Below are 23983 nucleotides of genomic sequence, written 5' to 3'. Positions count from 1 at the left end.
CACGAGCTAGCAAAGAGTGTGATGGTGCCGTCTTGCTTCTTCACAAACGTAAAGATGAAGGTGCTCAATAGCTTTACCGTTATAGCATTCATGGACGCCGTCGCGAAATAAGCTTGGGTGCTCTTTGAGAGATATATCTTTAAAACAAGCCCATGAAACTGCAACAAAAGGGCTTCCTGTTTTCCGTGAGGAACAAAATCCCATTAAAAAACGGAATAAACAAAAGTGTGAAGCAATGAGCAATCTCCATTATTTAAAAGATATTGCTCTGAGCTAGCCAAAGAGTGTGATGGTGCCGTCTTGCTTCTTCACAAACGTAAAGATGAAGGTGCTCAATAGCTTTACTGTTATAGCATTCATGGACGCCGTCGCGAAATGGACTTGGGTGCTCTTTGAGAGATATATCTTTAAAACAAGCCCATGAAACTGCAACAAAAGGGCGTTCTGTTTTCCGTGAGGAACAAAATCCCATTAAAAAAACGGAATAAACAAAAGTGTGAAGCAATAAGCAATCTCCATTATTTAAAAGATATTGCTCTAGATACTTTTGTACACGTTCCTATCATCGTTAAAATGCCTTCTTAAAGCACGACAGGGGGTGCTATAAAATTGAGAGCTGTAAAATATATGGGGGCTTGGAAGGGGTGAGAAGATGGTGTTCAATCAAAGCACTCTATCCTTACTTTTATAGGCTATGATTGGAAGAGAGAGTTGGAGAGACGATTTATGAGCAAAGAGAAAGTGTTTTTAGGTTGCATGTCTTCAAGAAAAGACAGTGGTCGTGGTGATATTTACAAACAATAAATTTGATAAAATTTTACAATTTTGCCAAAAGCGGGTTTATTACAAAAGCTGTTGCTCATACGCACTCACACAAAAATTATAGAGACACCCAAAAACGCTAAAAAAATCTTTGCTCTTTTTCAATAATAAGAATCTGCAAACAATGTTCAAAAAATGTTCGTTTTTTAAAAGAGAATAAAAGGATACTTTTACAGATGAGAAGCGTATTTATAAATTACAGTTTGTCATGATTTTGGTAAACACTATTGTTTAGAGCGCTGAGATAGAGGGCATGAAAAATTTTTCATATTAATTTTTTTTAAAGAGTGTGGTTAGTCTTTAGGGTAGAGCTTGTGTCCCTAGAGCCTATCAAGTGTGAGCCGCATAAGGGCCTCAAGCAAGCGAGCACCAGTATACTCTTTGCCAGCGTATACTCTTTCAGCGCCCCAATGTTTTGACAGCTCTTGGAACTTAAAGGGGTAAGAGAGGCTTTTGCTCCTTTCTTGTACCGTTTCACTTCACACGCCAACTCTGCTTGTGATGTGCAAGCAAAAGATTTTGTTTGATTCACTATGAGGGTTTGACATGAGAAAATCCTATGGTATTAGGATTTCTCACGAAAAATAATGAATTATCTTTATAATAAACAACCTGACGGCTCTATTATGAAGAGAGTTCTTTGCACACCTTAATCATAGAGATTAACTTGGCATCGTTTTATATTCTGTACATAGAAGCGTTTTTATAAAAATGATCTACCTTATGCAGAAAAAAGAACAACCTGTAATTCAAAAAGAAACTGCCTCAATTCTTGCTCCTCTTTTTCATCTTAATTCTTATCCCTCTTTTTTCCATGAGCCCTTAAATTAATAATCCTCTGCCTGTAAAGCGCGGTATTCACGCCCAAGTACTGCTGCCCAAGTACTGCTCTTGTATCAAGATCACTCACTCAGGTGAAAATTGCAATTTTGCGAGATAGGCATAAACGCCATTTTTTGCCACAAGCTCGGCATGCGTTCCTTCTTCCACAAGGGCGCCTTTATCCATAACAAGAATGCGATCTGCTTTTAAAATTGTTGCCAAACGATGCGCAATGACCAATGTTGTGCGGTTTTGCATCAATCCTTCTAAAGCGTCTTGCACCAACTTTTCACTGTTTGCATCCAAAGCCGATGTTGCTTCATCAAGCAGCAAGAGAGGTGCATTTCTTAAAATTGCCCGCGCAATACCAATGCGTTGTTTTTGCCCCCCAGAAAGCATGGTACCGCGTTCTCCTACTTGCGTATCCAAGCCATCTGGTAAAGCTTGAATAAATTCAAGTGCATTAGCCGCTTTAGCAGCAGCAAGGATTTCCTCTTCATGGGTATTTTCCGTTCCAAAAATGATATTATCACGCAATGTTCCATCAAAAATGGCGATATCTTGCGGAACATAAGAAATTGAACTGCGTAAATCTTGCAAAGAAAGGCGATTAATTTCCATGCCATCCAACTGAATTGTTCCACTTATTGGATCATAAAAACGAAGAATCAAAGAAAAAATGCTGCTTTTTCCTGCTCCAGAAGCCCCAACAAAAGCAACCGTTTCGCCTGCTTTTACAGAAAATGAAAGCGAGCGTAAAACCTTCTCTTGTGGTCTAGAAGGATAGGTAAAATCAACTTGATCAAAAACAAGTTCACCTCGAACAGGTTGCGCCAATGATAAAGGATTTTTAGGTGCTACAATAGTAGGTTGTTCTTGTAACAATTCGGCAAGCCGCTCAGCAGCACCTGCTGCTTGGATTAATTCTGCTCCCAATTCCGATAATTGCGCAAAAGTAGAAGCTCCAAAAACCGCATAAAGGACAAATTGCCCTAATGTCCCTCCTGTCATCGTTCCATTCAAAACATCGCGCGATCCGATCCATAAAACAGCAACCACACTGCTAAAAACCAAAAAAATTGCAAACCCCGTAAAAAAGGAGCGCAAGATCACAGAAGCACGTGCTGTTTGAAAAGCACGTTCTATCAATTGTGAAAAACGTATTGTAACGAGTTTTTCAGCGGTAAAAGCTTGCACAGTGCGAATAGCACTTACCTGCTCTGTAGCGACAGCATTAGCATCTGCGAGACGATCTTGCGCCGCGCGGGTACGAGAGCGAACTTTACGTCCAAAGACCACCAAGGGAATGGCCACAATAGGAATAGCAGCCAGAACCAGCAAAGATAATTTAGCATTGGTGATCACCATCATCACGACGGCTCCGATCACGATAATCAGCTGACGCAAAGCGGTAGAGGCGGTAGAGCCCACAGCTAATTTTATTTGTGTGGTATCGGTTAGAAGCCTTGAAACAATCTCTCCTGAATGTGACCGATCAAAAAAAGCAGGAGAGAGTTTCATAATATGGACAAACACATCACGCCGTAAATCGGCAACAATCCGTTCTCCTAAGGTGATAACACAGTAATAACGGGCTGCTGAAGCAAAAGCGAGAAACAAGGCTAAGATAAACAAAATTCCAAAGTAAAAATTGATATGTCCATGGCTTGAAGTAGAAAACCCATGATCAAACATTTGGCGGATAGCCACAGGCAAAGCTAATGTGACAAGAGCAGCAACAGATAACGCTAGAAAAGCAAAGATAAACAACCAACGATAGCGCAAAAGATAAGGAACAAAAATTGCAAGCGAAGAGAATGAAGATTTTTTATGGGAAGATTTCGTAGATTTTTCTGAATGATAATGTAACATTATAAAATTTCGCTCACTCTATTAAATGATTTATAGCACTTGATACAATGATGTATCTTGAACACTTGTTTTTTGATGCGTGCTCGGCTATAGGAATAAATACTTTAAATCAGTGTATCAAAAAGACAAAGGAAGCGCACTTAAAAAAACGAGTAAGTGTTCTTTCATTCTATAAACGCAAAAGGTTTGACGCATGAAAGCGAATATTCATCCCAACTATCACAAAATTACCGTTGTAATGACGGATGGAACCCAGTATACGACGCGTTCCACTTGGGGAAAAGAAGGTGATACCCTTAATCTAGATATTGACCCAAGAACGCATCCAGCATGGACAGGTGGCTCCCAAACACTTGTAGACCGTGGTGGTCGTCTTTCTAAGTTCAAAAATCGTTTTGGTAATATTGGCATGTAAAAGCCTCCTTCTTATGGGGTACAAAAATTTTAAACAAAACGATTGCAAACGATGGTTTTTTTATCCTGTCAAAGAGTGCACTTTAAATATTAATTCAAAAACGCATCCGACATAAACAGATGGGTCTTAACCCCTTATAAATCATTGTGGTTGCGTTTTTTAAATTCAAAAATCATTTTGAAATACACGCATACACCCCTTCTCATAGCGTATAAAAATCTCAGATAAAATAATTGCAAACTTTTCTTCTTTTTTAGAATTGAACATACCCATGGAGAGGAAATTTTTGCCGCTTTTAAAGCTGCCAATGCATTTGAATTTATTCAAGCTTTACCAAACGTCTTTGATACGCAAGGAGGAGAACGCAGTACCATGCTTTCTGGAGGGCAAAAACAACGCATTGGTATTGCATAGGCGATTTTAAGAAATACAGCCCTCTTAACTGCAAGCCAGCACCATCACACACTTTGCCAGCTCAGAGCAATATCTTTTAAATAATGGAGATCGCTTATTGCCGCACACTTGTTTATTCCGTTCTTTAATGGAATTTTGTTCCTCACGGAAAACAGAACGCCATTTTGTTGCAGTTTCACGGGCTTATTTTAAAGATACATCTCTCAAAGAGCATCCAAGTCCATTTCGCGACGGCGTCTATGAATGCTATAACGGTAAAGCTATTGTGCACCTGCATATTTACGCTTATGAAAAAGCAAGCCAGCAGCATCATTATATTTGCCAACTCGTGGATGTTGCTACAGCCCTTAGCACTTGAGACGATTCATGAGAGGCATTTTAAATCTTTTCTTAATAGTTTTTTATTCACGCGGGCTCTCCCCGCTTGGTACGTGCAAGAAACATAGTTTTGATTGATTCACCATGGAACCGATTTGAAATGAGAGAATCCTATGATATTCAGAATTCTCATTCAACATACAAGACAATGAATTATTATTATAAATCAAAGTGTTACTACTTGATGAAACAACATTTTCTTTAGATGCAAACAGTGAAAAGTTGGTGCAAGATGCCTTAGAAGGGTTGATGCAAAATCGTACAACCTTGGTCATTGCCTATCGTTTTGCAACAATTTTAAAAGCTGATCGTATTCTCGTGATGAATAAAGGCGCCTTTGTGGAAGAAGGAACACACAACTCATTATAAAAAATAATGTTTATGCGCATTTGGCTCAACTGCAATTTTCATCTGAGTAAGTGATCTTGATACAAGAGCAGTATCTTTAAGGGCATAAACAGCACTCTTTTCAGATAGGCTTATCAATTTGAAACTCTCATGGAAGAAAGAAAGGCAAGCATTGAGATGCTTTTCTTTTTTAACGGGCTGTTCTTTTTTCTGCGCAAGATGAAGCATTTTTATAAAAATACTTCATCTGTGTACAGAATATAAAATAATACCCAGTTAAATCGTTATGGACTATTAAGATGAGCAAGGAGTTCTCTTCATAACAACACTGTCACGTTGATTTATAATGATAACGCATTGTTTTTCATGAGAGATCATGAATACCATAGGATTTTCTTATTTCAAATTTGGTTATGTTAAATCAGTTAAAACCATGTCTCTTGCATATACCAAGCAGGGAAGATTGCGTGAAGTAAACACTTTAGAAAGAATAAGTCCTCTTCATGAAGCGTCTCAAGTTTTATGGGCTGTAGTAACATTAGGGGTTAGGAAAGTGTATGATGATGCCGATTTACTAAAAAAGAGCTGATAAATGAGCAGAGAGACACTTTTTATCAATTTTACAAAACAAGGTGAGCACGCAGCCATGTTTTGCTGTGTTAGGCGTTTGAGTACTTTGAACCAATATTGTGGGAGTGCATTTTAAGAATTATAAAGCTCTTCTTTAAAGTGCATAAAGCATAAGAGTAATACAATTAAATACAAATTGTTTTATTTTACCAATAAAAATATCTATATTTTGTGTATTGTTTTTATTAAAATATAATATGTAGTGATTTTCAAATCAGATATACACATATTGATACAATATCGAGGGATCAATAAAAGAGCTGCGTTAAATGTTGGTGAGAATAAAAGAAGGCAAGAATGAATGATCAGGATACTTTCATAGTTATAGTAGGAATAGTTATAATAGGGAGCATAATCTATAGTCTTTGGTTAGCAAATTATCAGAAAAAGCAATTAATTGAACAACTTGAACAGTTTGAGAAATTACTGCAGCTAAAAGATCGAGAGTGCGCGATATACCACGATATTATTGCACAATGGGAACAAAGGCTTGTTAAAAAAACTCAAAAAATATCGCCAAAATGGATTAAACAATGGGATGAAGAAGCAAAGCATTGGGAAAGAGATTTACTGGAGATAAAAAATCCTGAACATTGGCTATCTTCTGAATCGAGCGGACAATGGCCTTTGATGGTAAAAGATATTTGTATGCAAGGATATGGAGAAGCGTGGTTTTTGTATGAAAAGGCGCTGACAAAAGAACTGACTGATGAACATATCAAAAAAATAAATGCGTTCATAATCACTTTTAAGGAAACTTATCTCAAAGCAGTGCGATTGATGAGAAAGAATAGGATCACTTTGCAAAAGTTTGTAGATCCTCTTACGAAAAAAAAACGATATAAACATACAATGTTGTCGCTTCATTGGTGTTTATATATGGTTGATGATATGATTACGGCTGAATATGAACAGCAACTACAAAAAAAGGCTTCAGGATACTATGAAGAGTTAAAGTCTTTGGAAATTTATTATGAAGATATACCTAAATATACAGAATATGAAACGCTAGAAGAGATACTGTCTTGTTGGTATCTTAGTCTGCCTAGAGATGCTAAATTACTATGCATTCGTAAAAGAGAGCTTCTAGCATTATTGTATGATATTTCCAGTGCTTATAAAGCGGCAAGAAAAACTTTTATTTACTATAAGCAGCTTATTGATACGGTAAAAGAAGGATATATGGCCTTTGATAAGGATTGTCGTTACTCCACGGTTAGAAATGACATTGATGTTTGTAGAGAGAAAGATAAAGAAAAGAAAAAGGGATTGCGTATTGCTAAAGAGACTCCAACATATGAAAAAGCCTATAAATTAGGAGTCATAGAATGGATGAAGTGGTCAAGTAAGAAATGTGATAATCAATGGATCTTTTGGAAAATGCTTGTCAAAATAGGAAATTCAAAAGAAAAATTAAAAATCATTTTTGGTGATGAAAAGGTAAATGCACTGGAAGAAGCTATCAAAAAAGATCAAGAACAGTTCGTGAGCGAATTTCAAGAAGCAATTCTCGAGAACAAAAATGTGCATTTTTATAAATCCCATGCCTATTTGATACATACTTTAGAATAATGCTGAAAAGAAGAAGCTGATAACAATTGTATGAATCGGTGAATTTACTGAAACCTCTGTTATCACACGCGGTGGTGAAACATATTGATAAGCAGTGAGAGTAATGTACAGCAGCTCTTACCAAAAAGGAGAGAGTGGGCTCTTCTAGAGTCAATTTTTTTGCGCGCAGTGTAAGAGTGATCTCTCAAGAGAAGTAGGAGAGGCTTTTGCCTCAGGTGCAATAATTGCTTTTTGGGGCGTTTGATTATGATGTTTTTTTGTTTATTGCCTTTTGCAGCTTGTTTGGAGGCGAATTTGAATAACAGAAACGTCAATAAGGTAAGCTATTGGGGATTGCTTTTGTGGGGGCTTATAGCAAGTACATTTTTTGTTCGTAGTGATGTTTTTTGTCACTATCTCATTCGCGAGTTTCTATCGTTTTCTGTAAAGAAAATTAAAAACTCTTTCTTCATGTGTTTGTTTAAGGTTCTAAGGGTTTTGTAAAAAACTGTAAGAGTTAAATACCTTTTTTGAGATTTTTTATAGTTTAATGCGAATGTGTTCATTGCCAGCGATGATATTTTTTTGCGGAATATATCGCTACCGCCTTCTTTATCGGTGACAAAACCACCGGTTTTGCGAACCATTAATATTCCAGCAGCCATATCCCAAATTTGTAGATTGTCTTCCCAAAAGCCATCGGTTCGGCCAGAAGCAACATAAGCTAAATCAAGAGAAGCAGCACCAAAACGGCGCAGTCCAGCAACTTCCATCATCACATTACGTAATTCAATAAGATAGGTTCCATGACCTGGTCGACCAAAATGAGGCATTCCCGTGGCAATGACACAATCTTCTAGTCTGCGCCGTGCAGAAACGCGACAGCGCCGGTCGTTAAAAAAAGCACCACACCCGCGTTCTGCGGTGAAAAGTTCATCACTCACAGGATTGTAAATGACACCAGCAACGATTTTTCCTTGGCTTTCTAAAGCAATGGAAACAGCAAAAAAAGGAATGCCATGGAGAAAATTTGTAGTACCATCTAAAGGATCAACAATAAAACGATGTTGTGAATCTTCGCCAATGATTTCCTCAGACTCTTCCATCAGAAAACCAAATTTGGGGCGTGCTTTGCTTCATTCATTGAAAATAATTTTTTCAGCTTTTCGATCTGCTTGGCTGAGGTAATCTTCTGGATTTTTTTTGAGGCTTAAATGCCTTTTTTGAGGGTTTTTTCTAATTTTAGGCGAATATGTTCATTGCCGGCAATGATATTTTTTTTGCGGAATATATCATCACCACCTTCTTTATCGGTGATAAAACCTCCGGCTTCACGAACCATCAATATTCCAGCAGCCATATCCCAAATTTGTAGATTGTCTTCCCAAAAGCCATCGGTTCGGCCAGAAGCAACATAAGCTAAATCAAGAGAAGCAGCACCAAAACGGCGCAGTCCAGCAACTTCCATCATCACATTACGTAATTCAATAAGATAGGTTCCATGACCTGGTCGACCAAAATGAGGCATTCCCGTGGCAATGACACAATCTTCTAGTCTGCGCCGTGCAGAAACGCGACAGCGCCGGTCGTTAAAAAAAGCACCACACCCGCGTTCTGCGGTGAAAAGTTCATCACTCACAGGATTGTAAATGACACCAGCAACGATTTTTCCTTGGCTTTCTAAAGCAATGGAAACAGCAAAAAAAGGAATGCCATGGAGAAAATTTGTAGTACCATCTAAAGGATCAACAATAAAACGATGTTGTGAATCTTCGCCAATGATTTCCTCAGACTCTTCCATCAGAAAACCAAATTTGGGGCGTGCTTTGCTTAGTTCATTGAAAATAATTTTTTCAGCTTTTCGATCTGCTTGGCTGACGTAATCTGCTGGCCCTTTTAAAGACACTTGCAAATTTTGCACTTCACCGTAATCACGCACGAGCGAGCGTCCTGCTTTCATTGCAGCTTGCACCATGACATTCATGACTGCAGAATGGGCCATTTTTTATTCCTTTATTTATCTTTTTCATTTGCGCGACGCAAATAAATCAACTCGTTGGTGTCTACAATGATACGTTCACCAGCATTCATAAAGGGAGGAACAAGAATCCGAATCCCATTTTCAAGAATGGCGGGTTTATAAGAAGCTGTAACTGTTTGTCCTTTAAGTGCAGGATCGGCTTCAGCAATCGTGACAGCAACCTGATCAGGAAGTGAGATGCCGATAGGCTTTTCTTGATAAAGTTCAACTGTGACAGTCATCCCATCTTGGAGAAAAGCGGCACGTTCACCAACAAAATCCTTTTGGAGTTCAAGTTGTTCATAAGATTCTGAATCCATAAAGACCAAAGCATCCCCTTGTTGATAAAGAAATGTGAAATCCTTTTGTTCAAGGCGCACGCGTTCAACTGTCTCAGCAGCGCGAAATCGCTCATTGAGTTTTGTACCATCAATTAAATTTTTCATTTCAACTTGATTAAATGCACCACCTTTTCCTGGTTTAACAGCATTACATTTCACCGCAACCCACAAGCTTCCTTGATGCTCGATCACATTACCAGGACGAATTTCATTGCCATTAATTTTCATTGTTTCTATCCAATTCCATTTTTGCAAAAAGAGCTCTTCTGTTGTTCTTATATCGCTTTTCTTTGCTACCTTTTAACAGTTAAGCTCTTTTGTTATTTTTGGGTTCAAATCCCCTTGTTAACCTTGCTGCTCTCTCCATAATCCTTGTATGCCCTTCATTTTCTTTGCTCATGGGCATTGCAAAAAAAGAACAAAAGGACCTTTATGTATTTTTGCTTTTCAGCTCTTTGCAAGACCATAAAAAGTGCTCAGACGCAAGCTTTTTAAAAATTTACACAAAATTTTTTTGGGATTTTTTAGAGAATTTATCCCGTTTTATTGTAAAATATCATCATTGATGGCAAAGATATAATTGGTGGCAATAATATAAGTTCCGTAAACATGAGGTATTTTTAATTGAGAGCATGTGAATACGGAGTTTATTATAGTGCCTCATGGGATAGAGCGTGGTGTGCGCTATCGTGTGATGTTAGCTTGCATTTTAATCAGAGATCAGCTGTAAAATGGCTCTTTGTTTTATCGTGGTAAGATCGTGGTAAGAACTCTAAATTTTTTTAAAAGCAGATATTCCTCTGTGCTTGATGCGATTTCATCATAAGGGTACGGAGGCTGTGGTTTTGTTAAGATATCCGCATAGAAAAAGGAAACTGGAACATTGAGAATATCGGCAATTTCTTTTAAACACCCTGCGCTGACACGATTTAAGCCGTTTTCATATTTCTGGATTTGTTGGAAGGTGACACCTAAATGTTGACCTAATGTTTTTTGAGACATTTTCAACATTTTTCGTCTCAAACGAATCTTTTTGCCTACAAAAAGATCAATATTAAGATTTTTGGCTTGCATTTTAAAGCCCCCTCCGAGTGCGAGCGCCCTCGCATAAGTATTCCGGGAGTCTAAAAACACTGAACTCAAATCAGCATTTTGCTTTTAGTGCTTAAAGCACTTGGACATAGCAAAATCTCCCGGAATTCCGGGATACCCGCAAAGCGGGGTCAATTCATGTTTGAGTTTTCGGGTTTTTAGATCCCTATTGGTCGTTGCGTATGCGACCAAAACACTTTTCAAGTCATAAAGTAATTTCGGGTGATTAGCAATAAAAAATAGTTTTTTGATGAGAGGCGTGTTTTTCATTCAAGCAAAAAATGCCTAGGGGGCTGTTTTGTAAAATATGCATGAATGCTTATGAACAGAATGCATTATCACATAATGTTAGCGTATCTGCTCATCAGAGAGCAGCTGTAAAATGGCTCTTTGTTTTATCGTGGTGAGAACTCTAAATTTTTTGAGCAGCAGATATTCCTCTGTACTTGATATAACTTCATCATAAGGGTACGGAGGCTGTTGCTCTGTTAAGATATCCGCATAGAAAAAGGAAACTGGAACATTGAGGATATCGGCAATTTCTTTTAAACGCCCTGCGCTGACACGATTTAAGCCGTTTTCATATTTCTGGATTTGTTGGAAGGTGACACCTAAATGTTGACCTAATATTTTTTGAGACATTTTCAACATTTTTCGTTTCAAACGAATTTTTTTGCCAATGAAAATGTCGTTATCAAGATTTTTGGCTCGCATTTTAAAGCCCCCGCCGGTTGCGAGCGCCCTCGCGTTGGTATTCCGGGAGTCTAAAAACACTGACCTCGAATCAGCATTTTGCTTTTAGTGCTTAAAGCACCTGGACATAGCAAAATCTCCCGGAATTTCTATAAATTTTATCTTTTTGATGCAGAGAGGAGTATTTAAAAAACAGGAAGGAGCTTTATTGCTTCTTTGTGCGCTTTTTCTAGTTGTGCCTTATCCATGCCTTGGAGCATTATTTCAAGATCAGGAGCTTGCATTTTTGCCTCCTTTGCGAGCATATACCATGCCGCTGCCATTATTATATCGCCTTTTGTTCCTGTGCCATCTCGATAAAGTCTTGCAAGGGAAATTTGTGCTGGCGCAATCATGTTGACGGCATTTCTTTGAAGTAAATGAAAAGCACGATGAAAATCTGTTTCTCCTCCACGTCCCTGTACAAGCCATTGCGCTAAAAGAAGTTGAGCTTCTAAGTGGTTGTTTTGAGCCGCTACCTCCATGAGCCTGCGGGCATTACGATCATCCTTTGGTCGATTTAATGTGCCTAAAGACAGAATTTTGGCAGCAGAAACAGCAGCTTCAGCATCCCCAAGAGCAGCACCTTTTAAGTACCATTTTAAGGCTTGCTCGATTGCTTCATTTTCACGACTTTGGGAAGAAACACCAGGGAGAGCTTGTTTTTCACGTGAGGCTTTATAAAGAAGCAGTTGTCCATAATAAAAATAGGCTTCCTTGACGCCTGCATTGACAGCTTTTCGAATAAACTGTTCACCAAGATCTTGATTTTGTTTCATAAAATGACCATCAAACAACATAAGCCCATAGCGTAATTGTGCTTGAGGTTCCCCCTGTTTTGCAGCGCGTTCAAACCATAAAGCAGCACGCGCACCGTCAACAGGAACAGCGCATCCTTCCAGATAAATTCGGGCAAGAAGAGTTTGTGCAAAAGGATCATTTTTTTCAGCACGTCGGAGTGCTTCACGAAAAGCTTTTAAATAATAACCTTGGATGTAATAGTCATAGGCTTGGTCATAGTCTCCAGCTTTTAAAGGCTGAAAAGGTTTTTGTGTGTTTGACGCATCTTGAACCGTATTGAAAGAGCCTTCAAAACCTGAGAATTCTTCAGTATTTCCAGAAGAATTTACAACAGAATTTGCAAGCCCAATCATTCCTAAGATAAGCAGCTTAACGCTTCTCTTGATCATGGTGTTTTCTCCTCATTACCGAACAGAATTTTCACATTTTTCTTTCATCATATCAAGTATGAGCAAAGAATTATCTTGCGTAAAAATACTTATCTTCAAGGATATAAATTTATATGCGGTTTTCTCTCCCGCATCAAAAGTTGTAAAAGGCTGAAAAATCGCTCCACACTTGAACAACAGCAAAAATTTCCATAAATCTCTGCCCCCCACCCTACTCATGGAGATTACGAGGGTGAGAATGTAGCTTTTTATCAGCTTTGTTACAATGACTTATTAAGTGAGAGGTTGTATATCATGTTTTTGCGTAAAACACTGTTGTTTAGGACAGTGATATAAGGCGTAGTAAATTTACTATATCAAGTGTTTTGGGTGAGTGTGATAAATCTTCAAGGTGCTTATCCATAAAACCCTATGAAGTGAACCGCATGAGGGATCAAGCAGTGAAAACTAGTCCTAAGAGACGCTGAACTTTTTACAGATCGGCAACTGTAGGAGCTTTTTTCCTTTGAGGAGTGAAAGGCAAGTATGTGCATACCATTGTTTATGAGAAAAACGACGATTTAGCATCTTAAAAGTTTAAAAGCCCAATGGCTTTTTCAAGTTTAACGGAGGATATTTTTAAAGTGCTCCAATAACAGCTATAATTTTCTTTACACAAGCGCAAAGCATTGCAATAGCTGTTGTAAACTCTGTTCGTTCATCATAGCACCATAACAATTAGCAATGAAAACCACAAAACCTCCGAATTGTGGTATGCTAGAATTATGGTACACTAAATGAGAAGCAAAAAACGTTAAAAATATCCTATTTCTACAAAATTTCTTTTGAATAAACCACCGTGGATAAATTACATTGGAAACTATCCATTTTTTATTACTATGATATTTTAAAAGGTTCTTCTATTAGTGCAGTTGGACAGTGTTTTTTGCCATTGTCTTTCCTTTTATTTTTAAAAAACTCATTTTTTGCAAACAGCGGACTATTCAACTGCTTGAATCACTAAATAAACTAAGTTTTGCATTTAAATCTTCGCACAATAATTCACTAGAGTGTGGAGGATTTTTCATTATTTTTTACCCTTATACTTAAACCTAAAGTCATAACTTATTTTCTCGTACGTATTGTTTCTCATATCGTGATGAAATACAGAAAAATTTGTGCATTCTGGCTAAAAAACAAGAGTTTTTATTGAGGTGCAAATCTCTTTGCCTTTCGCAAGAGCTTTTAAGTCTTTACGTGTAAAAGAGAGAGAACGTTCACATGAAATAGTGGGATCATCTAGGATGAGTACTTATATGAGCACGTAGTTCTCCGTTCACGTTATACTGAAAAAGAGACACTATAGTGCTACTATTTAATCTTATTCTATACCTCAAATTCACACCCATGTTTTGTTGCTTTTGAGGTTGATCTGTATAGATCACATTATATCCATTCCGTCGCAACAGATTGATAAATAAAGGAGTAAAGTTGTCTGCTGTATTATTTTTCTTTATAAGAAGTGTGGTTGTAGCTGGTGGTAAAGGTCTCTTGATATCGCTAATAAATTTGTTAGCGACTAATTGTGCCTGACGCTTTGTAAGACTTTGATCAACATAATTTGATGAATAACTGCCTACAGATGCGCAACCCGCCACCAACACAACAGGTGACAGCAATAAATATTTTAACATCGTAATTCCCCTTATTTATTGTTGCTCTTTTTTGCGAAGCTTCTACACCAGAAATAAGAACAACTTTGCTTATAATTTTACTAGCAATATGTTAGTTTCCACTCAAGCGGTAATTCATCAATAAATAATGGTTCCAGCCTTAACTTAAGGCTTCTTGCAGTGCCTCTTTTAAATAAACTTTTGCTTTTAGTGATTGCGATAAAAAAGCAATCTTTTGCATCTACATGTTAAGATTACATCCTTCATCATCCTTATAAAATGATGCGTACACTGCTCCAGATCAACCAAATAAATTTTCAAGCATTGCTTTTTGAGGGGCGCTTTTTGAAAAATACGCATGAGTGCTTATCCTGTTGTACTGTAAAATGCTATTGTTTGAAGTGTGGTGCTGTAAGGTGTAAAATTTACCATATAGTGTTTTTATAAGAGTATGTGGTAAATCTTCAAAAGAGGGCTTGTCCATACAATCTTGTGAAACGAACCATATGAAATGGGAAGCTAAGAAGAAGCAGTTCTTGAGAAACAGGATTGTTTACCAACCGGATAGGAAAGGGATTTGCATCCTTTGAAGTGTGGGAGGCAAATCAAGAACAGAGAGTATAGCGCTCTGTATCATGATGTTAAAAGTTCTCATTCTGATCAGCGAGTAACTGTAAAATGGCTTTCTGTTTTATCGAGGTTAGAACTCTAAATCTTTTGAGCAGCAGGTATTCCTCTGTGCTTGATGCGATTTCTTCATGGTGGTATGAGGGCTGTTGTTTTGTAATGATATCCGCATAGAAAAAGGAAACTGGAACATCCAAGATATCAGAAATTTCCATTAAACGCCCTGCGCTGACACGATTTAAGCCGTTTTCATATTTCTGGATTTGTTGGAAAGTGACACCTAAGTGCTGACCTAATGTTTTTTGAGACATCTTCAACATTTTTCGTCTCAAACGAATTTTTTTGCCAATAAAAAGATCAATATTAAGATTTTGAGATTGCATTTTTCCCCGCCGGTTGCGAGCGCCCTCGCATGAGTATTCCGGGAGCTTGAAAGTACTGAAATCTAATCAGCTTTTTTTGCTTTTAGTGCTTAAAACACCTGGACATAGCAAAAACTCCCGGAATTCCGGGATACCCACAAAGTGGGGTAAATTCATGTTTAGATTTTCGGGCTTTCAAGACCCTCTTGGTCGTTGCGTATGCGACCAAAACATCTTTTAATTCATAAAGTAATTTCAGGAAATTTACAATAAAAATTAAAATAGTGTCTCTTAACGTGTCGTTTCTTAAAATGGAGGGGTGGCATGTTTTTCCTTCAAGCAATAAAGCGTTCACAAGGGGGGCTTTGAATAGCGCACGCTATCGTGTGATGTTAGCTTGCATTCTCATCAGAGATCAGTTGTAAAAAGGCTTTCTTTTTTACCGTTGTTAGAACTCTAAATCTTTTGAGCAGCAGGTATTCCTCTGTGCTTGATGCGATTTCTTCATGGTGGTATGAGGGCTGTTGTTTTGTGATGATATCGGCATAAAAAAAGGAAAGTGGAACATTCAAGATATCAGAAATTTTCTTTAATCGCCCTGCGCTGACACGATTTAAGCCGTTTTCATATTTTTGAATTTGTTGGAAAGTGACACCTAAAGCGTGTCCTAAAGTTGTTTGAGACATTTTTAGCATTTTTCGTCTCAAACGAATTTTTTTGCCAATAAAAAGATCAATATTAAGATTTTGAGATTGCATTTTTCCCCGCCGGTTGCGAGCGCCCTCGCATGAGTATTCCGGGAGCTTGAAAGTACTGAAATCTAATCAGCTTTTTTTGCTTTTAGTGCTTAAAACACCTGGACATAGCAAAAACTCCCGGAATTCCGGGATACCCACAAAGTGGGGTAAATTCATGTTTAGATTTTCGGGCTTTCAAGACCCTCTTGGTCGTTGCGTATGCGACCAAAACATCTTTTAATTCATAAAGTAATTTCAGGAAATTTACAATAAAAATTAAAATAGTGTCTCTTAACGTGTCGTTTCTTAAAATAAAGGGGCAGCATGTTTTGCCTTCAAGCAATAAAGTATTCACAAAGGGGGATTATGAATAGCGCATGCTATCGCGTGATATTAGCTTGCATTCTCATCAGAGATCAGCTGTAAAAAAGCTTTCTTTTTTACCGTTGGTAAAACTCTAAATCTTTTGAGCAGCAGGTATTCCTCTGTGCTTGATGCGATTTCATCATGGTGGTATGGGGGCTGTTGTTTTGTAATGATATCCGCATAGAAAAAGGAAAGTGGAACATCCAAGATATCAGAAATTTCCATTAAACGCCCTGCGCTGACACGATTTAAGCCGTTTTCATATTTTTGAATTTGTTGGAAAGTGACACCTAAAGCGTGTCCTAAAGTTGTTTGAGACATTTTTAGCATTTTTCGTCTCAAACGAATTTTTTTGCCAATAAAAATATCATTATCAAGATCTTTGGTTCGCATTTTAAAGCCCCCCGCCGGTCGCGAGCGCCCTCGCATGAGTATTCCGGGAGCTTGAAAATACTGAGTTCTAGTCAGCCTTTTTGCTTTTAGTGCTTAAAGCACCTGGACATAGCAAAAACTCCCGGAATTCCGGGATACCCACAAAGTGGGTTCATCTTTACGCTAGAACTTAGGGTTTTCAAGGCCCCTTTTGGTCGTTGCGTATGCGACCAAAACATCTTTTAATTCATAAAGTAATTTCAGGAAATTTACAATAAAAATAGTTTTTTACTTACAAAATTTGTTTTTTAATGAGAGGCTATCTTCCTCTTAAATTTCTCTGGAATGATTGTCAAAATCATGACATTAGCCCCCGTGTTTTTTGAGAGGGTTAAAAAGCCTTAAGTTTCAAGATCAAAAGAACTTTGGACGCTTAAAAGTTAAAACATTTTCAATTCGCTAATATTAACAACATAGCCAAGAGTAATTATCTTCAATATTCAGGAATAAAAAGGACATATGTTATAAAGATCACCCTTTCTCTGCTAATTTCAGAGTTCGAAACCATTGAACAGGAAAGCAGCTACACTGCATGGCTGCGCGATAAGGTAGCGAGAAGTCTTGCAAATCCATATCCTCCTATTCCGCATGATGAGGTTATGGCTGAAATGGAAGTTATAATCAGTCAGCTTGAAGCTGAACAGAAAAAGTGATGCTTCCGGTTGTTTGGTTGTCTTCGGCGCGCGACGATTTGCGTCAGATGTTACCTACATTGCTCGCAAAAATCCATCCGCTGGGGCGCGCGCCGCCGAATGAAAAGGTTTTTGGAAGCATCCGTACTGCCAATTGGCTGAACATCCATATTTATACAGACAAAGCGAGAAGATATCAGGATTACGAGAAATTGTAGCACATCCAAATTACCTTATATTTTATTGAGTAGCTGCACATCAAATCGAAATTGTAGCTGTAGTACATGCCCGACGTGAATTTCCTATTTTTCTTTAATCGAATGAGAGGCTATCTACCTCTTAAACTTTGCAAGTCCATCAAAATTATGACAACAGCCCCGCGTTTATCAAAGAGACTAAAATGATTTCTTCTACGGTAATGAATTGCGGTCCCTTCATTAAAATTTGCACAATTGCTTGCTGTTTGAAGAAGGGTGGGGGGTAATCGTTTCTTTGAGCCTATAGAATGGGTGTGTCTGTGGAATGTGGTGGGATGCTACGTGGTTTTAGGCGTGCGTTTTAAAAAATAAACATAAGCATTATTCAAATTTAACGTGATGCATGAGTAATTGCATTTGTATTAAAAGAGAAATCAGCTTCTTCTAAGCGCTTAATAAGTTTAGGGAATGTTTCTTTTACCTGTTCTTTAAAAGAAAGGTAGTAAACTCCACCAACATCTGAAAGCATTTCAATGCCTTCTTTTTGTAGAATAGCAATCCTCTCAAGAGGAAGTGCGGCAGCTAACATGCCCATTTCGAAAATAACGTTTTGTCGTGCACGGGGTTGAATTTTTTTTTCACCTTGAGATATAGCATAACCCATGTCATCATGCGTGAGGAGTACAATACCAAAACTTATAGAACTGTCACAAATTTCTTTTTTCAAAGTTTGAATGATGGTTACACCATTACCACTCGTATTTTGTAAAATGTATGGTTCCAAACCAAGCTTGAGAAGAGCATTTTCAAGGTCCTTTAAGGAATAACGATCATGACCGTGAACGATAAAGATTTTTTTATTTGAGGTATTGGAAGCCGTTTTTGAGAAAAGAATCGTTGATGTTTCTTCTATATGCTTTGCTAAATCTTCTGTTAGCTTTTGTTTTATGTTTGCGCTGCCTTGAACTTGAAGTTTTCCTGTGCTTTTAAACCAATTAGTAGTGCCTCCTTCGTAGGTTTTGATCTGATATCCTTCAGGGGAATCATGTTTTAGTAATTTACTTTCTATGATTTGATATCCACACTTGCAAATTATGTTTTTAAGATCTTCAAACGTTCCGCTATATCGCATTGTTATGTCCCCTGCATATTTGTATCGTCAGCTATTGGTATTCAGTACCAATATTGAAAATGACCATTTTCCCCAATCATAATGCTTTGTCTTTATAAGACATTGAACGAGAAAGTTTCTATGATCCTTTTTTCTATATATTATATGAAAAAAGACGCTAGTTTTTTTATCAATTTGATTGAATTATTAAGCAATTTTATTGAGTTTCGAGGTATTCTCTTTATCTGTTATTGTGTGTTCTATATAAGTAATATAGTGGTGAGTATTTGGATTTTTATTAACACTTTATTTATAAATTCTCCTCCTATATTACAAGGGGGTTTTCTCACATTTTTCTTGCATTGTTTTAAGCAGTATTAAGGGGTTGTCGTTCCCAAAAATCACTTCTTCTACAGCAATGAATTCACATCCAGTCTTTAAGACTTCATCAAAGGTTGAAAAATCGCTTCCTGCTTGCACAACAGCAGGGATTTCCATAATCTCTGCCCACCATGTTGCTAACTGGAGATTGCGGGGGTGCGCATGGGGTTTTTTATCAGCCCCTAATTTGCCAAAAAATAGATAATCAACACCTGTTTCCGCTGCAAGCATAGCACTATGGCGATTGCGTAAATTGCCAAAGCCTATGATTTTTTGTTCCTTTTGCTGATTTTTGAAGCTTTCAAGAGCGTTAAGATCATCTTCTATGTGTAATCCATCAGCCTTTATGCGCCCAGCAATGCGGCTGTCATCAGCGATGAGAAGGGCTGCGTCATGATGTTGAATATCTTCTGCGTAGGTTTGCGCTTGTTGTTGTAAAAAAGAGCTATCTTCTTTCAACTTTTCAGAATCATAGAGGATGACGCATGCAAAAGACTTTGTTTGCAAAATTTGCCGCAATAATGCGTGTGGGGTGTTGCGCCGAACATCAAGTGTTAAAATCAACTGAGGGAAAAGAGGTGGATCAATTGGTTTATTTTTTTGTTGTGTCATGTCAAATCCCTGTTTCTTAGAAAAAATAACGCTTAAAAATTAAAGTTTCATTCTATTATGATTATTTGCGATGAAAGTGACCACCATTTTCACCTAATTTAAAGGATTTGTGGGTGTGTGGAAGCCTGTTTATGAGAAATGAGAGTGTTTTTAAGCATAATATGTTGCCTTTTTGTTGTGATACACGTATGGACGCTTTTCGTTCTTTTGCCTTTAAAAAACTTTTGCTTTAAAAAAAATAAACGCTTAAAATGAAACTTGACACTTAAAAAAATGAAACTTGACACTTAAAAATTAAAATTTCATCCTGTTCATGCTTGTTGGCAATAAGGGTAAGCACCATTTTTATTGGGACTTCAAGGGGTTTGTGACGTGTGGGAGTCCACTGATGAAATACCAAGGTATTCTTGAGCATAATACTCAACCTTCTCATCGTGATACACGCATTGATGTTTTTCGTTCTTTAGCCTTATTGACAATTTTCATCAACCATATTCCCGGAACTCTCTATGAGTCTTTTACTCATAGAAATTTCGGTTTTTCTGATTGTGCAGAAGTATTTGTTTTGCTTTCAGGGGTTTCATTGGGGTTAAGCTTTCATGCGCGGTTACAGCAAAAATCCTTTGCTTTTATTATCCGAAAACTTTGGTACAGAGCTCTGCAGCTCTATGGTGCATACCTTTTTACGACTTTTGTCACGTTAAGCCTTTTTTTAGGGGCATTTTTCTTATGGCGAACAGAAAAACTTTTATCAATGAACAATGTGGGACTCTTTTTTAAAGAGCCTGGTATCGCATTTTTAAGTACCTTAAGCTTTGGGCACCAGTTGGGATATAACAATATTCTTCCACTTTATATCGTTTTGATGTTTTTTGCGCCTTTTATCCTTTATTTGAGTTGTAAACAGACAAAATGGCTACTTTTGGGCTCCTTTACACTGTATCTTATCTGCGGATTTTATAAAATTGCTCCTCCTTCTTATCCTATAGAAGGAAAGTGGTTTTTAAACCCTTTGTCTTGGCAATTCTTATTTGTCATAGGATTGACCAGTACTTTAGCGCTTAAACAAGGAAAAAAAATCGCTTTTCAGTCTTTTTGGATTGTTTGTGCGGCAGCGTATCTCTTGTTGGCGCTGTTATGGGTTCGCTTAAACTGGTGGGGCATTTTGGGCTGGCTTGGCTGGTCTTCCCCGTTGATGAACTTTAATAAAACCTTTTTAAGCTTGCCACGTTTACTTCATGTTCTTGCATTAGCCTTTCTTATTCTTTCTTTGCCACATGTCAATAAATGGTTTTATGTCTCTCCAAAACATCCTTTAGCAATCTTAGGAAAACATAGTTTACCGGTCTTTGTAACGGGAACCATTTTTGCGATGTTTGGACAAATTATAAAAACAGTGATGACAGAAACGTTTTTTTCCGATAGCCTCTTAATGATAACGGGTATTGCTTTGCAATTTGGAGTCGCTTACTATTATGAAAAACGGCAATCTTGGCAGTGGTCTTTTTCAAGGAAACTGATCCGTTTATAGGAAAAACGGTCCTATGGTGTTTGTTAGGCGCGTTAACCTTAGTATAAAAAGCGCGTTGCGCAAAAGATTTAAAAGAGGTAGCAATTTAAAAAAAAAGCATTCTATACAGCAACAAAAGAAACTTTTTAATACTCTATTCGTTAAGGGTATGATTTTGTGCTGATACTTGGAGTATAAAAGCGTGAGTGTACATAAACGTCCATATGATGAACCTATTATCATGATTGAGCATAATGCTTTTGAAAATGCTTTTAATCGTCTCTATGAAGAAACAATGGCGCTGATTGAAAAAACCGCAGCATACATTGACTCAGAAGGGAAATTAGTGGCACGTTCCCTTTCAACAGAAGTTTCTGCAATCTATGCGAAAGAGGCTATGTATTTAAGTACACGACTTATGCAAATTGCCTCTCAACTCCTTCTTCTTCGAGCAGAGCGCGAAGGGGAAATGTCATCAGAACAAATAAAAAAAGAAATTGTAAAAGTATCTCTTCATACACCAACATTGGAACTTGAAACCCCTCATTGGCAAGAACTGCCAGAAACTTTTCGCCAATTTGTTGCTCATTCATTGCGTTTAGAAGCGCGCATAACCTATATGCGTGCTGGGTGGGAAACTGCGGCCTCCTGTGCTCTAGAAGATGATAATCCAGTAGGAAAACAAATCGAATTGCTCAAAACAGCCTTTAGGCGTTCTTAAAAAGTATTTCCTTGCTTTGTACGAAGAGGAAATGTCATCAGAACAAATAAAAAAAGAAATTATAAAAGTGTCACTTCATACACCGACATTGGAACTTTTCCCTTTTATTGGCATGAATTGCCAGAAACTTTCCGTCAATTTGTTTCTCATTCATTGCGTTTAGAAGCGTGCATTTTTTTCATTTAGAGATGCGGCTGTAGTTTAAGCGCTTTGGTCAATAAGGAGCGGCTGTATTTTGAACGATGATAATCCAGTGGGAAAATAAATCGAATTACTGAAAACAGCCTTTAGGCGTTCTTAGAGGTACTCCCTTGCTTTGTGCGAAGGGGAAATGTCATCAGAACAAATAAAAAAAGAAATTGTAAAAGTGTCACTTCATATACAGACATTGGAACTTTTCCCTTTTATTGGCATGAATTGCCAGAAACTTTCCGTCAATTTGTTTCTCATTCATTGCGTTTAGAAGCGTGCATTTTGTTTCATTTAGAGATGCGGCTGTAGTTTAAGCGCTTTGGTCAATAAGAGGCGACTGTATTTTGAACGGTGATAATCCAGTGGAAAAATAAATCGAATTACTGAAAACAGCTTTTGGGCGTTCTGAGAAGAATAGCTTCTTGCCTCTTTCTTGCGATATTTAGAGCGGTATACCCATTTTTTTTCAACCAAAATTTCACAACTAAAACCAATCTAGAGTGCTTTTTTCTGCCTAATTTCTATTTGAGCGTAGGAAATATCTTGAGTTTATAGCTGAGAGGGAGATAGGTATTGATTTCGAATTATGGCATGGAATAGGGTATGGTTGGTCTTTGTGGAAAATCGACTTTGGTTAATTGCAGCTAGAACACTTTCTGTTGATCTATCTGTGATTTTGTTTTGGCTCTGATAATGATCTGGCTCTAAGATAGAGCAGAGGCTTGTACATCAATTTATTTATGCTCTATAATTTATGCCTATAAAAAAGCGTGTGTTAATGAGGGACGTATTGTTTCAATTTTTAGGTTTTTCTTGTTTTTAATGGGCGTTATGTCTCTCACGTACAATAAAATATCCAAGATAAATTGCCATATAATGCCCCATATACGCCATGCAATATTATGGGATTGTGATAGACATATTAAAAAATACTTCCCAATTCTTATTCACCTCCATACTATAAAACTCCGTCATTTGACGATATAGTTTTTGCACCTGAACTACCTAGCAAATGAAACTCATCGAGAAGAGCCGTATCATTTACAAACCAGCGTAAGTTAAGAATTTTCATTCCTTAAGACGGGAAAAAAGCCCACCCCAAAGATTATATTCATCTCCCACAATTTCAAACATCATCAACAACAATAATAACGCTTGAAAATATGCCCTACCGCCATTTTTATCCTTATAACACAACAATACGCCCCTCTTCCCAACTCTCAAAAATCTCTACGCTTAATAAAAGAGAAAGCCGGCACCATCACACACTTTGCCCACCCCCATTGTTGCGATAAGCTCTCAGAACTTAAAACGATTTATAAGAAGTATTTTTAGTCTTTTCTTATACAGTTTTTGCCCACATGGCTCACCCGCTTATAACGTGCAAACAAATAGTTATGATTGACTCAACATAAACAAATTTCAAATAAGGAAAATTTACAGTTTTAGGGATTCTAATTCAAGACAAATAACGCTATATTATCATTATAAATCAATATATTGTCTATTGAGTTGACAATGCATAAAGCCAACGATATTTGCATAAAAACACAAAACATATTCACCCATCACTTTTTTATGACATCCAAACAGATAACTTTTTAGGTCTACAATCTTATTCGATTCTACTGGCAGTTTTCCCATCAATGCCGCACCATAACCACAACTTCTTCAAGATAACGACCAAAAGCAAATTTAACAGATAACATCACCACATCCCGCTCCCAAATTTGATGTCCAAACACCTTGCTGTTTCTACAATGGGCGATAAAGCAATAATGGGCCGATTGGGGCGTTCACGAGGCGCCGCACCCCTGTTATCCC

18 protein-coding genes and 7 pseudogenes are annotated in these 23983 nt (G+C 37.5%); 11 read left to right on the top strand and 14 right to left on the bottom strand.

The window, feature by feature from the left end:
* Both ACFIMQ_RS01720 and ACFIMQ_RS01715 read left to right on the top strand, forming a co-directional pair.
* Positions 1–271, top strand: a pseudogene (locus ACFIMQ_RS01720) (integrase); the annotation flags it as partial.
* A gap of 29 nt (positions 272–300) precedes the next feature.
* A pseudogene (locus ACFIMQ_RS01715) lies at positions 301–549 on the top strand (integrase); the annotation flags it as partial.
* 1179 nt (positions 550–1728) lie between these two features.
* On the opposite strand, the gene ACFIMQ_RS01710 reads toward ACFIMQ_RS01715, so the two are convergent.
* The gene (locus ACFIMQ_RS01710; RefSeq protein WP_375703291.1) at positions 1729–3519 is read right to left on the bottom strand and encodes an ABC transporter transmembrane domain-containing protein; all 1791 of its coding nucleotides are present in this window, start codon (positions 3517–3519) and stop codon (positions 1729–1731) included.
* 190 nt (positions 3520–3709) lie between these two features.
* Between ACFIMQ_RS01710 and rpmE the strand changes: the two genes are divergently transcribed.
* Positions 3710–3931, top strand: a complete 222-nt coding sequence (rpmE, locus tag ACFIMQ_RS01705; RefSeq protein ID WP_005774581.1) for a 50S ribosomal protein L31 — start codon at positions 3710–3712, stop codon at positions 3929–3931.
* Between the two features lie 476 nt (positions 3932–4407).
* On the opposite strand, the pseudogene ACFIMQ_RS01700 reads toward rpmE, so the two are convergent.
* Positions 4408–4722: pseudogene (locus ACFIMQ_RS01700) on the bottom strand (integrase arm-type DNA-binding domain-containing protein); the annotation flags it as partial.
* 172 nt (positions 4723–4894) lie between these two features.
* Here ACFIMQ_RS01700 and ACFIMQ_RS01695 point away from each other — a divergent pair.
* From ACFIMQ_RS01695 to ACFIMQ_RS01685, 3 genes and pseudogenes are all read left to right on the top strand, one after another.
* A pseudogene (locus ACFIMQ_RS01695) lies at positions 4895–5142 on the top strand (ABC transporter); the annotation flags it as partial.
* A 305-nt stretch (positions 5143–5447) separates the two neighbouring features.
* Positions 5448–5660 carry a hypothetical protein gene (locus ACFIMQ_RS01690; protein WP_375703257.1) on the top strand — a complete coding sequence of 71 codons (213 nt, stop codon included), beginning with the start codon at positions 5448–5450 and terminating at the stop codon, positions 5658–5660.
* A gap of 338 nt (positions 5661–5998) precedes the next feature.
* The gene (locus ACFIMQ_RS01685; protein WP_375615820.1) at positions 5999–7273 is read left to right on the top strand and encodes a hypothetical protein; all 1275 of its coding nucleotides are present in this window, start codon (positions 5999–6001) and stop codon (positions 7271–7273) included.
* 496 nt (positions 7274–7769) lie between these two features.
* On the opposite strand, the pseudogene ACFIMQ_RS01680 reads toward ACFIMQ_RS01685, so the two are convergent.
* The 10 genes and pseudogenes from ACFIMQ_RS01680 to ACFIMQ_RS01635 form a co-directional block, all read right to left on the bottom strand.
* A pseudogene (locus ACFIMQ_RS01680) lies at positions 7770–8454 on the bottom strand (inositol monophosphatase family protein); the annotation flags it as partial.
* An 8-nt stretch (positions 8455–8462) separates the two neighbouring features.
* The gene (locus tag ACFIMQ_RS01675) at positions 8463–9254 is read right to left on the bottom strand and encodes an inositol monophosphatase family protein (RefSeq protein ID WP_375615819.1); all 792 of its coding nucleotides are present in this window, start codon (positions 9252–9254) and stop codon (positions 8463–8465) included.
* Positions 9255–9265: 11 nt separating this feature from the next.
* On the bottom strand, positions 9266–9841 hold the full coding sequence (gene efp, locus ACFIMQ_RS01670; protein ID WP_375606557.1) for an elongation factor P: 576 nt from the start codon (positions 9839–9841) through the stop codon (positions 9266–9268).
* 481 nt (positions 9842–10322) lie between these two features.
* Positions 10323–10687, bottom strand: a pseudogene (locus ACFIMQ_RS01665) (helix-turn-helix domain-containing protein).
* Between the two features lie 366 nt (positions 10688–11053).
* The gene (locus ACFIMQ_RS01660; protein ID WP_375703256.1) at positions 11054–11419 is read right to left on the bottom strand and encodes a helix-turn-helix domain-containing protein; all 366 of its coding nucleotides are present in this window, start codon (positions 11417–11419) and stop codon (positions 11054–11056) included.
* Positions 11420–11583: 164 nt separating this feature from the next.
* Entirely contained in the window at positions 11584–12627 is a 1044-nt protein-coding gene (locus tag ACFIMQ_RS01655; RefSeq protein ID WP_375615817.1) for a tetratricopeptide repeat protein, read from the bottom strand.
* A 1274-nt stretch (positions 12628–13901) separates the two neighbouring features.
* Positions 13902–14300, bottom strand: a complete 399-nt coding sequence (locus tag ACFIMQ_RS01650; protein ID WP_375615816.1) for a hypothetical protein — start codon at positions 14298–14300, stop codon at positions 13902–13904.
* A gap of 620 nt (positions 14301–14920) precedes the next feature.
* Positions 14921–15289, bottom strand: a complete 369-nt coding sequence (locus ACFIMQ_RS01645) for a helix-turn-helix domain-containing protein (RefSeq protein WP_375703255.1) — start codon at positions 15287–15289, stop codon at positions 14921–14923.
* A 371-nt stretch (positions 15290–15660) separates the two neighbouring features.
* Positions 15661–16026, bottom strand: coding sequence for a helix-turn-helix domain-containing protein (locus ACFIMQ_RS01640; RefSeq protein ID WP_375703254.1), 366 nt, complete (start codon positions 16024–16026; stop codon positions 15661–15663).
* A gap of 372 nt (positions 16027–16398) precedes the next feature.
* Entirely contained in the window at positions 16399–16800 is a 402-nt protein-coding gene (locus ACFIMQ_RS01635) for a helix-turn-helix domain-containing protein (RefSeq protein ID WP_375615814.1), read from the bottom strand.
* A 407-nt stretch (positions 16801–17207) separates the two neighbouring features.
* On the opposite strand from ACFIMQ_RS01635, the gene ACFIMQ_RS01630 reads away from it, so the two are divergent.
* Together ACFIMQ_RS01630 and ACFIMQ_RS01625 are read left to right on the top strand one after the other, a co-directional pair.
* A complete protein-coding gene (locus ACFIMQ_RS01630) occupies positions 17208–17456 on the top strand; it encodes an antitoxin (RefSeq protein ID WP_375615980.1) in 249 nt (82 codons plus the stop codon).
* Complete coding sequence (locus ACFIMQ_RS01625) at positions 17456–17653, top strand: hypothetical protein (RefSeq protein WP_375615813.1); 198 nt, start codon at positions 17456–17458, stop codon at positions 17651–17653. The genes ACFIMQ_RS01630 and ACFIMQ_RS01625 overlap by 1 nt, the downstream gene beginning before the upstream one ends.
* A 370-nt stretch (positions 17654–18023) precedes the next feature.
* Here the strand turns inward: ACFIMQ_RS01625 and ACFIMQ_RS01620 are convergent, their stop codons facing one another.
* Both ACFIMQ_RS01620 and ACFIMQ_RS01615 read right to left on the bottom strand, forming a co-directional pair.
* The gene (locus ACFIMQ_RS01620; RefSeq protein ID WP_375703253.1) at positions 18024–18764 is read right to left on the bottom strand and encodes a TIR domain-containing protein; all 741 of its coding nucleotides are present in this window, start codon (positions 18762–18764) and stop codon (positions 18024–18026) included.
* 309 nt (positions 18765–19073) lie between these two features.
* Positions 19074–19736 carry a thiamine phosphate synthase gene (locus tag ACFIMQ_RS01615; RefSeq protein ID WP_375615811.1) on the bottom strand — a complete coding sequence of 221 codons (663 nt, stop codon included), beginning with the start codon at positions 19734–19736 and terminating at the stop codon, positions 19074–19076.
* Between the two features lie 388 nt (positions 19737–20124).
* Between ACFIMQ_RS01615 and ACFIMQ_RS01610 the strand changes: the two genes are divergently transcribed.
* From ACFIMQ_RS01610 to ACFIMQ_RS01600, 3 genes and pseudogenes are all read left to right on the top strand, one after another.
* Positions 20125–21267, top strand: coding sequence for an OpgC family protein (locus tag ACFIMQ_RS01610; protein WP_375615810.1), 1143 nt, complete (start codon positions 20125–20127; stop codon positions 21265–21267).
* A gap of 181 nt (positions 21268–21448) precedes the next feature.
* The gene (locus ACFIMQ_RS01605; protein WP_375703252.1) at positions 21449–21967 is read left to right on the top strand and encodes a DUF1465 family protein; all 519 of its coding nucleotides are present in this window, start codon (positions 21449–21451) and stop codon (positions 21965–21967) included.
* Positions 21968–22289: 322 nt separating this feature from the next.
* Positions 22290–22435: pseudogene (locus ACFIMQ_RS01600) on the top strand (DUF1465 domain-containing protein); the annotation flags it as partial.
* Between the last annotated feature and the right edge of the window lie 1548 nt (positions 22436–23983).

Origin of the sequence: Bartonella sp. AD13SXNS, assembly GCF_042196465.1 — a bacterium.
In the GTDB taxonomy this organism is placed as follows: domain Bacteria; phylum Pseudomonadota; class Alphaproteobacteria; order Rhizobiales; family Rhizobiaceae; genus Bartonella.
This window is presented reverse-complemented; position numbering and strand designations above follow the sequence as displayed.